Below are 14,073 nucleotides of genomic sequence, written 5' to 3'. Positions count from 1 at the left end.
AGTTCCATTATACAAAAACAGCATTATTATTGAAGATAATGCTGTTTTTTGCATTGATTTAATACCAAAAACATAAGATTTTTGTTAAATTTGAGTGAAAAATATTACCCCATAATTTATTGAAAACTCTTATACTGCTCTTCGCTATTTTTAGTTCTGCTTTTTGTTTCTCTCAAAATTTAGAGATCTATCAAACCCAATACCCAAAAGATGATGTCATTACATTATCACTAAACAACCATATTGATATCACTGAATCTAATGGAAACTTGTCAATTAAAGAGACGGTTATTAAAAAGAATTATTATCTAACAAATCAAAGATTATCTCATGCCAACGAAAGTGTAAGTTACAATACGTTTAATACTATAAAAAGCATTGATGCTTATACAGAAAATAAAGATTCAAAAAATAATGTCAGCAATTTTGAAAATTTAGATGTTATAAGAAATGGCATTTTCTTTGCAGACCAGAAAAAGAAAACCTTTTCATTCCCTAATGTTAAAGAAGGCTCAATAACCACTTTAAAATATGTAAAAACAATAAGTGACCCACACTTTTTGCCATCCTTTATAATTAGCGATAACACGCCTATAAAAACAGCTATATTAAGCATTAGTTTCCCTAATAATGTTGATGTTGCTTACACGACTTTCAATTTAGAAGCAATAGATTCTAATTTTGAAATAATAAAGGATAAAAACAAAACGACCTACAAATGGACATTAAACTCGGTTCCGAAAATAAATAGTAATTATGATTTTCATCCATTATACTACATTCCTCAAGTAATAGTTTATATAAAATCTTATACAACAAAAGGTGACCTTCAACCTATCCTCTCAGATACGGCAGGTTTATATGCCTGGTACAAGTCTTTAATTAATAACATCAACACTACTGACCAAACGGAATTAAAAAATACGACTTTAGATTTAATTAAAAATATGAATTCCGAAGAGGAAAAAATAAAAAAAATCTACTATTATGTACAACGTGTAATTAACTATATCGCTTTTGAAGATGGTCTAAATGGCTTTATCCCAAGAGACGCATTCAATATTTATTCTAACAAATATGGTGACTGTAAGGATATGGCTAATTTGTTAAATGAAATGCTTCATTATGCAGGAATAGATTCTTATTTAACTTGGATTGGTACTCGTCAAAGACCTTATTCTTATACAGACCTTCCTACACCAATGACAGATAATCATATGATTACAGCGGTTAAAGTAAATAATGAATACCTGTTTTTAGATGCCACTGCAAAATACCTAGGTTATGGATTTCCTTCGCCTTTTATACAAGGTAAAGAAGCATTAATTGGATTGAGTGACACTGATTTTAAAATAATAAAAGTTCCAGAAGTACCAGCTTCTTTGAACTCTATGAATATTATTTCAGAATTAGAACTTGACAATGAAACTTTGATAGGTCATCACCAAGTAAAATTAACAGGCTTTGAAAAATTATACATGCACCATAAACTTGAAAGAAAAGACAATGATGATATCGGTTTTTTAGAATCTGCACTTAAGTTTGGAAAAAAGAGAACGCTTATAAAAGATGTTGTCTATAAAAATATTGAATTAGAAAAAGACACCCTTTTAATTGATTTTAATACGGAAACCGAACGCTACATAAAACGAATTGAAAACAATATTTACCTTCAACCTCATTTAAATTTTAGTTTAAAATCGGAAATTATAAAAAATGAAAAGAAAGATTTTGATAAAGAAATTAAATATAAATATCAAAAATCTTTTATCACTACGTTAAGTATTCCTGAGGAATATAAGCTTCAAACTATTCCTGAGAATTCAGAATTTAACCATCCTGATTTCAATTTTCAGATTCGTTACAAATTATCTGAAGATTCTAAAACACTTCAAATAGAAAAACACATTACAGTTAACACCTTAAAAGTTGAAGTTAAATCGATTAATGACTGGAATAACTTTATTAAAACTTTCAATAAAGCAAGCAAACAATCTATAGTATTATCAAATCAATAACCATGAGAACATTTCTTAGCACACTCCTACTTATATTTATTAGTTTTTCTGCTTCTGCACAATTATATAAAAGTCATGACTGGGTAGAAGATCAAGAATTTTATGAACTCACAGCAGCTGAACAAGAAGAATCGTCAATTGCTATTATGGAAAAATATTTAATTCAATATTATCAACCGGTTTTAAAAAAATCATTTAGATTATTTGAAACTAAACACAGTATTATTAGAATAAATACGGATAAAGGCATAAAAAATCATAATAGAGTTTACATCCCAATGCGAAATGTAAAACAAGTTATTGATATCAAAGCCCGTGTAACACAAAGTAATGGTGAGGTAAATTACCTTGATAAAAACAATATTAAAGAATTAGAAAATGTTAAAAACTCTGGTGGTTATAAAATATTTGCCATTGAAGGTGTAACCACAAATTCTCAACTAGAAATTATATATACTCTAGAAAATAATACTATAAATTTAGGTTCTGTGGTTGTACAAAAAGATTATCCTGTAAAAGAAGCTATTGTTATTATTAGAAAACCTCGTGTACTAAAATATCGTGTTAAAGGCTATAATGGTTTTCCTTCTATGCAAACAGAAAAAGTTGCTGGTAAAAAAGAAGCATTAACGGCAACACTATATAATATTGATGGTATGACAGATGAAAAATCTGCAAGTCCCACTGCTAATAGAATGAAAGTTTCATACCAAGTTGCAATGGGTATACCATCTGATGCGGTAATGTGGGCCAGGCTCGAAGCTAATATTAAAACCAATTATGTTGATATTAGACCCAGAAGACATAATGCGCTTATTAACGATTACAAAAAGTTTGTAGAAACAAAATCGAAAGACAGTTCTGCTGAAATAATAAACAATATATGTGAATATATAACCACTACATATAATGTTATACATACACCATCTGAAGAATTGTTTCAATTAAAACACATATTTGCACAGAAACAAGCTACTGAAGGAGGAATTATTAGATTGTATACCTGCTTGTTAAATTCAGAAAACATAGATTATGAATTTGTGCTCACATCAGATAGATTTAAACATAAATTTGATTCTACATTTTTTTCACGAAGTAATTTACAAACTGCGTTATTATTCTTTAAAAACGAAAAAAAATACGTAGAACCGGAAGATATTAATGCTAGACTAAACTTTGCTCCAACTGAAACTATTGGCAATCAAGGACTATTTATTAGTGCCAATGGCAGACGATTTAGTAAAATTGAAACACCAAAAGTCGAGGACAATATTATACAACGAGACTATAGTATTTCTGTAGATCCTGAGAATCTAGTTGCAACGGTTAACTGCAATCAAAAAAACACAGGCTATAGAGCTACTAGTGCTAGAGGTGCTTATAAATATCTAAAAACAAAAGATATAAATGAATTTAAATCTTTTACTGCTGCAAATGGTATAGAAGATGCCGAATTTAGAACCTTTGAAGTTGAAAATGAAATGCTGTCATTAGCTGTTAACAACACACCTATTGGCTTTGATTATAGTTATGAAGCAGAAAGTTTAATTGATGAAGTAAACGAGGATATAATGCTAAATTTCGGAAAAGTTATTGGCTCTCAAAATGAGCTATATCAAGAATCTAAACGTGTTAATCCTATTGAATTAAATAGTTTAATAGCCTATAAATACACGTTTTCTATTCCTATACCTGATGGTTATGAAGCTAAAGGTTTAGATGATATTATAATAAATAGAACTGTAGAAATAAAAAATGAAATAGCCTGTCAATTTTTATCAAGCTATAGTATTTTAGACAATGTAATTACCATAAATGCTATCGAATCTTACAACAGACTTACTATGCCCTTAGACTATTATGATACTTATAAAGACATTGTAAACGCAGCTTATGATTTTAGTAAAAAGAGTATTCTATTTAAGAAGATTTAATTTTATAAGTCTTCAATGTAAAAAGAGACTTTGTTTAACGATATTAAAAAACAAAAAAGAGCGCAAATTAAATTTGCGCTCTTTTGTTTTATATAATATAGATTACTAATCTAGTGTTAAGCCTTCACGTTTCGCTTTTCTTTCTTCTTTAATTTCTTTTAAACGTTCTATTGTAGAACCGAAAATCCAGTAAGGTACCACAAAGGTTAAAAGGAAAATCATTAACCAAAATCCTATAGTTAATATGGTTAAAAATGCTAAAAATCCTAAATATTGATCAAAGTCGAACATAATTATTGTGTCGTTTACAGTTTAATAGTACAAAGATATAACCATTTAATAAATTTTACAATAGCTATGCCTAGTTTTATTAACAGGTTATTAAGAATTAAATCGCTTTAATTAATAATTCTGCTGTTGCTGGGTTTGTTGCTAACGGAACATTGTGTACATCACATAGCCTCATTAACATCAAAATATCTGGTTCATGAGGATGACGGTCTAATGGATCTCTAAAAAATAACACCATATTACATTTACCTTCAGCTACTCTAGCTGCAATTTGCGCATCTCCTCCTAATGGTCCTGATAACAAAGCATGAACTTCAAGTCCTGCTTTGTTTACTTTTTCTCCTGTTGTACCAGTTGAAATTAAAGTAATACTCTTCTGCTGTAAAATATCACTATGTTGATTTAAAAACTGAACCATTTCAGCTTTTTTCCCATCATGAGCTATGATTGCTATTTCCATATTAAAGATTTTTTACATGATAATCTACTAAGCCTTCAATTGGCCTTCTTACAAAATTACCAACTTTAAAACCATATTCTTTTGCGACTTGTTTAATTTCTGTTTGTCCAAAAAAGGCAATAGAACCAGCAAAATGCACCGGAATTCCTTGTGCTAATTCTTCTTTATATTGAAGGATCATGTTTTCAGTAAATAAACGAATACCATTTGTAATAATGTTACTTATATATTCTGAGTCTTTATTTATAAACATAAACTCAGCATGATCTGCTAAATAAGCACTTGGATTGGTTTGCTTATACAAATTGTATTTAATAAAATCTGCATCTAAGTTATGCTTGTGAGCAAATGCAACACTAATGGTGTCTGGCATTTTATTAAAGTAATAATCTCTAATTAATTGTTTACCAAAATAATTACCGCTAGCATCATCCATTAAAATAAAACCAAGACTTGAGACACGTTGGTGCAAGTCTTTACCATCAAAATAACTACAATTAGATCCTGTACCAAGAATACAAACTACAGCAGCTTCTTCATTAGAATCAATACACGCTCTTACTGCAGCGTAAGTATCTTCTCTAACTTCTACTATTGCATTTTTAAAATAATATTGTAATATTGATTTTAATAACAACGTTGGCTTATCTGTACCACAACCTGCACCATAAAAATAGATATGTGTTACTTCGTCTGCAATTGCCATTAATTCTTTACTCTTACGAATAATTTTGTTTAACTTTTTCTCTGCTACAATCGCAGGATTTAAACCTTTAGTTCTAATTTTATCAACGGCTTGTTTTCCGTTATCATCTACTGCAATCCAATCGCACTTTGTAGAACCACCATCTGTTATTAAAATCATAATATTTATAAATTAAAAATTCCGTAGGTATGACTAATTCATCAACCTACGGAATTTTAGAATTAATACTAAAAACTATTTCAGTTTAACTATTATAAGTTATTAACCTTTTGAGCTAAATCAACTAATTTATTAGAATATCCAAATTCATTATCATACCAAGAAATTAATTTGAAGAATTTAGAGTTAAGTTCAATTGAAGCATCTGCATCAAAAACACTTGTTCTTTCTTCACTTACAAAATCTTGAGATACAACAGCATCTTCAGTATATCCTAGAACACCTTTCATAGATCCTTCAGCTGCTTTTTTCATAGCTGCTTTAATATCTGCTAAAGTGGTGTCTTTTTTAGTTTTCACTGTTAAATCTACTACAGAAACATCTACAGTTGGTACTCTAAATGCCATACCTGTTAATAATCCGTCTAATTCAGGAATTACTTTTCCTACTGCTTTTGCAGCACCTGTAGAAGAAGGAATAATGTTGTTAAGAGCAGAACGTCCTAAACGGTAATTTTTACGTGAAGGTGCATCTACTGTAAATTGTGTAGAAGTTGCTGCGTGAATTGTAGTCATTAAAGCTTCTTCAATTCCGAAATTATCTTCTATAACTTTAGCTATTGGTGCTAAACAGTTTGTTGTACATGATGCATTAGATACAATAGTATCGCTAGCTGTTAATTTACTATCATTTACACCCATTACAAACATTGGCGCATCTTTACTTGGAGCAGAAATTACTACTTTTTTAGCACCACCATCAATATGATATTGTGCTGTTTCTAAAGTTGTAAAAATACCTGTACATTCTGCAACAACTGTTGCTCCTGCTTCATCCCACTTTAAGCTTTTTGGATCTTTTTCTGCTGTTACACGGATTGTTTTTCCGTCTACAACTAAGTGCCCATCTTTTACCTCTACCGTTCCATCAAATCTTCCGTGAACTGAATCATATTTTAATAAGTAAGCTAAATGCTCTACGTCTAGTAAATCATTAATAGCTACTACATCTACATCACTACGTTTAACTGTTGCTCTAAATACAATTCTTCCAATTCTACCGAATCCGTTGATTCCCAATTTTAAATTTGCCATATCTCTATTTATTAATTTTTCGTTTGTTATTAAATTGACATTATTTCTGAAACTCTAAGAAGTTCCATATTAATTTTTGATTTTCCTTTTACTGCTTGGTCAAATGGTGTTAAATCCATAACATCATTTTTTAAACCAACCATGTAATTACTTTTACCTGTAATTAAACTCTCTACTGCTTTTACTCCCATTCTACTCGCTAATACACGATCAAAACAAGATGGCGATCCTCCACGTTGCATATGGCCAAGAACAGAAACACGCACTTCGTACTCTGCCATATTTTCATCAACATAATCTTTAAGTTCAAAAACACTTTTACCTATTTTATCACCTTCTGCCACAACCACAATACTAGAAGATTTTCCAGATTGCTTACTACGACGTAAAGATTCTACTAATCTCTCTAATCCTAAATCTTCTTCAGGAATTAAGATTTCTTCTGCACCAGCACCAATACCAACGTTTAGAGCAATATGCCCAACATCTCTTCCCATAACTTCTACGAAAAATAAGCGGTTATGTGAACTGGCTGTATCTCTAATTTTATCAATGACTTCTACAACCGTGTTTAATGCAGTATCGTAACCTAAAGTATGTGTAGTTCCAAAAATATCATTATCTATAGTTCCAGGAATTCCCATTACAGGAAAGTTATACTCTTGATTAAAAATCATTGCTCCAGTAAAACTACCATCTCCACCGATAACTACAAAAGCATCGATACCAGCTTTTACAAGTTGCTCATGAGCTTTTGCTCTTCCTTCTTTTGTTCTAAATTGCACTGAACGTGCCGATTTTAAAATGGTACCACCTTTATTTATAATACCTTTTACACTACGAGCATCCATTGAGATAAAATCTCCATCGATCATTCCTTCGTAACCTCTATAAATCCCGATACATTCTATGTTGTGAAAAGCACAAGCTCTTACTACAGATCTAATACCAGCATTCATCCCTGGAGAATCTCCTCCAGAAGTCATAACTCCTATTTTTTTAATTGTACGTACCATTTATATCACTCAATTTTCAGTAAAATTACTAAACAATATATATAAAAATGTGACTATTATCATAAAATAATATACAAAAAACCAATTCAAACGTTTTCGTTAATAAGTATTTTAATAACTCTATATAGATTTTAATCTTAAGACTTAGTATTTGACTTCTTTTCCTTGATTTTCATGTATTCAGGCATCATATCAGAATCGTCATTTTTCTTCTTTTCCTGTGCTTTTTTAGCCTTTTTATCTTGTCTATTTTCGCCTGAAAAAATAATTTGAAGCAACTCTTTAAAAGAATCAAATTCTACGTTATATGATAAACCTACTCCTTGTGTATACCCTATTTCTTCTCCAAAGTTTCTAATACTATTTTCTCTATTAAAAACTTTAGCTCTTAGTGTTCCATCTTCATTTAGCAATAAATCTATTTGTACATCTCCGCTAATAACGGTCTGACTTGCACTTCCAAATGGTACACCAACCTTTCCATTTACTAATATTTTATCGCTTATTTTAGTTTGAAGTGTAACACCTACTTTATTATTAGTTTGAAGATCTGGTGTGTCTTGGCCCAATTCAAAATCAAAACCAACATCTAAATTCCCATTGCTTGATCCAAAGAGGTTGTTTACAATACCTGTTAGTCGTTCTGAGATGGTTCCTGTGAAATTAGCTCCTGTTACTCCACTAGAGAATCCTCCAGACATTAAAAAGATTAAGGCTTGGTTATCGCGTTCTTCTTTTGATGATAATCGATATTCTAGCTCAGACTTTACTGTTGAACTTACATTTGGAAATCTAAAATCGAATTGCGGTTCTGGTTGCTCTAATCTTCCTGTTAGATGAATTTCAACTTCTACATCTATACTTTGACTAATTGGGTTATCTAATAAAACCGAAGGGTTTGCATTTCCTGCATATATGGCTTTTAGGTTTAACTCTGCATCCAACGGATCTCCTTCCCAAACGATACTTCCTCCTTGCTCAACTTTAAATTTCTTTTCTACAAAGCCACCATATTTAAAGTTATAAACCCCATCATAAACCACAAAATCTCCCCACATATTAAATTTTCCGTTGGTATTAATTAAGAAGTTTAATCCGCCTACTCCTCTACCTTTTATGGTACTTCCTGCTTCTTTATCTATTACAATTTCAATTAATGCATTTTCATTTACATTTAAATCGAAATCTAACACCAAACCTTTTACTTCTATTTGTTCTGAAATCTCGCCTTTTACTCTTGCTGCTTTTTCTTCTGGACTTAAGAAATGAATGTATGAGTTATCTCCAAAACTTTCAGAATCGTTTAGTGGAATAAAAAATTCAGTTCCAGACTCTGTTCTCCCATTTATTACTTTTATAACTAATTGTTCTGTTGGTCCTTTAATCTCTGCTTTTCCTGAAATGAAACCTGTTCCATAATACAGCTCATCTTCCGTTTCTTCTGTATCTAAAACTAAAAGTCGATCTGTATTTAATTCGAGCCCTAGTTTCCAATCTGAAAAATTATTATGCGCAATAAAACCATTTAAACTTCCTTTAGAAAAGTATTTAGAATCTGTCATAGACACATCATTAAAAATGAATTGCTGTCCCCTTAACGACACTTTAGAATCAAAATCGAAACCATAATCTACGTTGAGATACGGAATGGACAAACCAGCTCTATCTAGCAATAACTCGCCATAAATAGCGGGTTTATTTAAGCTTCCTACAACATTGGCATAACCAGAAACCAATCCTCTAATATTATTAATAACACCTTCTCCTAACGGGTTTAAAGGATCTAACATAAACTCTTCAAAAACAATATCTAAATCTATTGTTGGGTTTTTATTTGAAACATCAATGGTGCCTTTTGCATCTAACGATTTTAAATTATCGTTAATTAAAGTGACATCTACATTGTAATTGGTAATAGAATTATTGCCTTCAATCTTAGCACTAAGATTCCCTAAATCATAGTCATTAACAAATAGACCACTTATTTCTACATCTGCTTTTGGAAGGTAAACACCATCATTTTGAAAAACATCTAACTTTCCATTTACGATACCTTTTAAGGCTAAACTATCTATTCTAGGTGTGATTTTTACAAGTTGAACTTCTTTAAAATCTATATTAAAATCTTTATTAATTGAGTCTGACACCTGACCAGAAACTAAAATCTCTTCATTGCCTTGTGTGATTTTAATAGGTAAAATATCAAATGTTTCAAAATCTCTATCAAAACGAATTTTGTTGAGTGTGTCTTTTTGCGCATTTAAAAGCCACTCGAAGCCTTTAAATTTAACATCAGATTTTCTAAAACCAACTACTGATTTATTAGTTTCATCAATGGTATAAAAAAGATTTAAGTTAAACTTATCTGCATTATTTTTTCCACCCTTAAATTCAGATTTTATTAATAACGTATCTCTTTTTGTGACATTAATAAGGCTAAATTGAGATGCATTATAAATACCAGCACTTAAACTATCTATTTCTATATATGTATTATATAATGGGTTACTATTATCTATATTAACGTTGATGTTATTAGCAAAATAATCTTTAAACTTAATTTCGGGCGAATTAAAGGTGAGTTCAAATCCTTTTTCATCAGTTTCAATTCGTCCTTCAATAAAGGTATTTTTACCAAGAATTAAATCTTTAAAAAATACAGTAGCAATTTTAGAGTAAATATTAAATCTAAAATTTATATACTGATTTGCACTAACCTTATTTGGTATGTAATTGGTGTAAATACTTCCAACGGAATTTTCAACTAAACCTAAAATATCTTTAGTCTTAAACTTTCCTGTAATCTTACCATCAATAATATCTGGAGAGTTAATGGCTATCGTTCTTTCGTTATCTTTAAAAGAGGACACAATATCAAAATCTTGAAAATTGTAACTCTCATCTTGATTCTTGTACGTTGTGTTCTTAATATTTATGGCGCCTATAGCGTTGTCTAAAGTTGTTCCTTTTGCAGACATGGTTACTAAACCTCTAAATTCTGAAATACTATCTCGTGTTACAAAATTCAATTTGCTCAAGTTTGCATAGCCTACATTAGCTTTAAAATCAAACTTCTTAAGATCTTCTGAGAAATCTGCTAATCCATTAAAATCGAGTTGTAAATTAAGGTCTTCGGCTTTTACAATTCCGTTAAATATTTTATTCCCAAGATCTCCAGAAAGTGTTACATCGCGATACGTATAACCGTTATAATCTAGAACATAAATTTCGCCTTTTACTTTAGTTCTTAAATTGTCTATAGTAAATCCTTTACCATCTACATCTAGATTTAAAGATGTGGTTTTAACCAAAGGATCATTGATCAGTTCTCCAATATTAAATTCATCTAAAACTATATTTCCAATGTAATTGGCATTATCAATATTATCTATATTGGTAAGTTGTAAATCTGAATTTATAAAACCTAAATCTGTATCGATTTCTATATTAGCTTCAACACGTTTTGCAGTAATATAAGAGGTTCCTTTTATTTTGAAATTACCAACTTTAGAAATTACACTTGGAATAGAATTCCCTAAAAGCCTTGGCAATAATGCTGTTAAATCGTTATAATTTGAAGCTAAATTTTGAAATTCACCACGAAGTGCAAAACTATCTTCTTCTCTACTAAACAAGTTTTTAAATGTAATATCACCAATGATTCTTGTATTATTTGAAGTACTAACATTTAGGTTTGTGGCTACAAGATTATTTAATGTTCCAGATAAATCGGCATTAAATGCAGCATTTTGGTTTGTTCCAAATTCATCAAAAAACGCATTAAGTTCTGTTAACGAAATATCTGAATCCCTAAAACTGGCCACAACATTTACTTTGTCTTTAAAATATTTTAAATCCTCACGTTTGTAGTTAAATCTTAAATCTCCTTTTAATTCTGATAATTCTGTTTTAATATTTAAATCACCAAACGTCATGTGGTCTAGTGTATATTCAAAATTTGCCATTAAATTCTTAACGGCAATACCTCTACTGTCTAAAAAACTGAATTTATTAATACGAGAACTTACCTCGGGACCATTAATTAAAAAATTGGTAGTATTGGCGTTAAGTTGCGTGAATTCAAAAATTTTAGGTGTTTCTAAATTTTCATCTATTAATCTAAAAATTCCGTTTTCTATAGAAACATCACTCGAAGAAAACAGAAATTCACTTGGGCTTTCTCTAGGGTTATCACTATCAAATTTCGCAACAAACACATCTAGATTAGTATCGGTTTCATCTTTGTACGTCTTTAAGTTAAAAACCACGTGTTGAAGATCAATATCACCAAAGTTAAGCTTGCCATTAGTAAGATTACGGAAACTAATAATAGAACTATTTAATTCCCCTACGCTAATCAGTGTATCCTTTTTATAATCTCTTATCAGGATGTCTTTTAATTCAATATCACCATTGAGCTGAAGACCAACACGACCAACATTTATATCTGTTTTAAAGTCTTCATTTAGTCTATCTGTAACATACCGTCCTAACTTGGTTTGCACCGCAGGAATTGACAGCACTAGAAAGAAAATCAAAAACAAGAGCAGTATAATGCCTATTATTTTTCCTACTATTTTGAGTATCCGTTTGATAGAATTATTACGTTTTAATATTTGAAATCTTCACTACCTTTGCTCAATATAATATTGTTAAATAAAGGAATGGGCTATAACTCGTAAAATTAACAATTATTGTGCCTAATATCGACTATGGAAAAAGAAAATATTTATATCCTTGGAATTGAATCGTCTTGCGACGACACATCTGCTGCAATACTATGTAACGACAAGATTTTAAGCAATGTTGTTGCTGATCAAAAAATACATGCAGAATATGGTGGTGTTGTACCCGAATTAGCATCGCGTGCACACCAACAAAATATCGTTCCTGTGGTACACCAAGCTATTGAAAAAGCTGGAATTAAAAAGGAACAAATAAGCGCTGTAGCCTTTACACGTGGTCCTGGTTTAATGGGGTCTTTATTGGTTGGGACTTCTTTTGCTAAATCTTTAGCTTACGGATTAGACATCCCTTTAATTGATGTTAACCACATGCAAGCACATCTTTTAGCTCATTTTATAGACGAAGACAACCATAACAAACCTCCTTTTCCTTTTTTAGGAATGACAATTTCTGGTGGTCATACACAAATAGTAAAGGTAAATAGCTATTTTAACATGGAAGTTCTTGGCGAAACTATTGACGATGCCGTTGGTGAAGCTTATGATAAAAGTGGTAAAGTATTAGGTCTAGGTTATCCTGCTGGACCAGAAATTGACAGACGTGCGCAACTTGGAAACCCAAAAGCTTATCAGTTTACTAAACCAAGAGTTGATGGCTTAAAATTTAGCTTTTCGGGATTAAAAACTAATATTCTATATTTTGTTCAGCGTGAAGTAAAAGCGAATCCTAATTTTATTGAAGAGAATCTGAATGACATTTGTGCCTCTATTCAGTATACCATTATCGGAATTTTAATGGATAAATTAAAATTAGCCGTGAAACAAACAGGTATAAAACACATTGCAATTGGTGGTGGTGTATCTGCTAATTCAGGCATAAGAAAGGCACTAAAAGATGCTGAACAGAAATTTGGCTGGACAAGCTATGTTCCAAAATTTGAATACACTACAGATAATGCAGCCATGATTGCTATTGTTGGGTATTTTAAATATTTAGAAAAAGATTTTTCGAGATTTGATGTGATGGCTACTGCGAGATTGAAGATCTAATATGGAATACTCGTGGATTCACATATTTGATATATTTATTGAAGGTCTATTTTTAGGTTTTGGATTAAGTATATTTATTACTTTTCTACTTACGCTAACTAAAAGAAAACTCTTTATTGATTTTCACCTAAAGTTCTTTGATGCATCCATTAGTGTCATTAAAAATGTTGGAGTTATTTACCTGTTTTACTTGATTTTTATAACTATAAAAAATTATTCTCGTATTAAAAGCTTTCTAGAGACTGATGAAGATTTTTTCATTACTTTATTCTTCATTTTTAGAGCCTTACTCATTGTTTTGTTCTCTCAACTCTTTTGGCTTTCATCAATAAAAAAATCAAAATATGTAAAAAGCATACTCATCTTATTTCTGTTTATTTTAGGAATGTTTGCAACCTATATTATAGAGAAATACATAATACTTAGCATGGATTTTTATAGAGATTTTTTACCCGAAACATCTAACTCTACAGGGATTGAATCTAAAATATTTAAGAGTATTATTTTATTAGTTTTTGAGAAGATTATAATTTTTTCGTCCATTGTATTCATTACAATGTTTATTTCTAAAAAAGTTAAGAATTATAAAAATGCGTAGATATTCTTTTAAATCATCAAAATTGTTAAAACATCTGTTAACATCTTTAAAGCTTTACTTCC

General features: G+C 30.4%; 10 protein-coding genes. 4 read left to right on the top strand and 6 right to left on the bottom strand.

The window, feature by feature from the left end; all coding sequences use genetic code 11:
* Positions 1–119 precede the first annotated feature (119 nt).
* Complete coding sequence (locus HM981_RS09390; RefSeq protein ID WP_179338526.1) at positions 120–2,018, top strand: DUF3857 domain-containing protein; 1,899 nt, start codon at positions 120–122, stop codon at positions 2,016–2,018.
* A gap of 2 nt (positions 2,019–2,020) precedes the next feature.
* Complete coding sequence (locus HM981_RS09385; protein WP_179338525.1) at positions 2,021–3,952, top strand: DUF3857 domain-containing protein; 1,932 nt, start codon at positions 2,021–2,023, stop codon at positions 3,950–3,952.
* Between the two features lie 105 nt (positions 3,953–4,057).
* On the opposite strand, the gene HM981_RS09380 is transcribed toward HM981_RS09385, so the two are convergent.
* From HM981_RS09380 to HM981_RS09355, 6 genes are all read right to left on the bottom strand, one after another.
* On the bottom strand, positions 4,058–4,243 hold the full coding sequence (locus tag HM981_RS09380; protein WP_179338524.1) for a hypothetical protein: 186 nt from the start codon (positions 4,241–4,243) through the stop codon (positions 4,058–4,060).
* 97 nt (positions 4,244–4,340) lie between these two features.
* Positions 4,341–4,703 (bottom strand): methylglyoxal synthase, encoded by a 363-nt coding sequence (locus HM981_RS09375; RefSeq protein WP_179338523.1) that lies wholly within the window; start codon positions 4,701–4,703, stop codon positions 4,341–4,343.
* Between the two features lies 1 nt (position 4,704).
* A complete protein-coding gene (locus HM981_RS09370; protein WP_179338522.1) occupies positions 4,705–5,568 on the bottom strand; it encodes an N-acetylglucosamine kinase in 864 nt (287 codons plus the stop codon).
* A gap of 92 nt (positions 5,569–5,660) precedes the next feature.
* A complete protein-coding gene (gene gap / locus HM981_RS09365) occupies positions 5,661–6,662 on the bottom strand; it encodes a type I glyceraldehyde-3-phosphate dehydrogenase (protein WP_179338521.1) in 1,002 nt (333 codons plus the stop codon).
* Between the two features lie 29 nt (positions 6,663–6,691).
* Positions 6,692–7,678 carry a 6-phosphofructokinase gene (gene pfkA / locus HM981_RS09360; RefSeq protein WP_179338520.1) on the bottom strand — a complete coding sequence of 329 codons (987 nt, stop codon included), beginning with the start codon at positions 7,676–7,678 and terminating at the stop codon, positions 6,692–6,694.
* Between the two features lie 137 nt (positions 7,679–7,815).
* Complete coding sequence (locus HM981_RS09355; protein ID WP_246286200.1) at positions 7,816–12,216, bottom strand: translocation/assembly module TamB domain-containing protein; 4,401 nt, start codon at positions 12,214–12,216, stop codon at positions 7,816–7,818.
* 174 nt (positions 12,217–12,390) lie between these two features.
* On the opposite strand from HM981_RS09355, the gene tsaD reads away from it, so the two are divergent.
* Both tsaD and HM981_RS09345 read left to right on the top strand, forming a co-directional pair.
* Positions 12,391–13,413 carry a tRNA (adenosine(37)-N6)-threonylcarbamoyltransferase complex transferase subunit TsaD gene (gene tsaD / locus HM981_RS09350; protein WP_179338519.1) on the top strand — a complete coding sequence of 341 codons (1,023 nt, stop codon included), beginning with the start codon at positions 12,391–12,393 and terminating at the stop codon, positions 13,411–13,413.
* A gap of 1 nt (position 13,414) precedes the next feature.
* Positions 13,415–14,011, top strand: coding sequence for a hypothetical protein (locus HM981_RS09345; RefSeq protein WP_179338518.1), 597 nt, complete (start codon positions 13,415–13,417; stop codon positions 14,009–14,011).
* The last annotated feature ends 62 nt before the right edge of the window (positions 14,012–14,073 follow it).

Source organism: Winogradskyella ludwigii (assembly GCF_013403985.1).
GTDB lineage: Bacteria > Bacteroidota > Bacteroidia > Flavobacteriales > Flavobacteriaceae > Winogradskyella > Winogradskyella ludwigii.
Note: the sequence above shows the minus strand (reverse complement) of the source record. Positions and strands in the feature narration are given on the sequence as shown.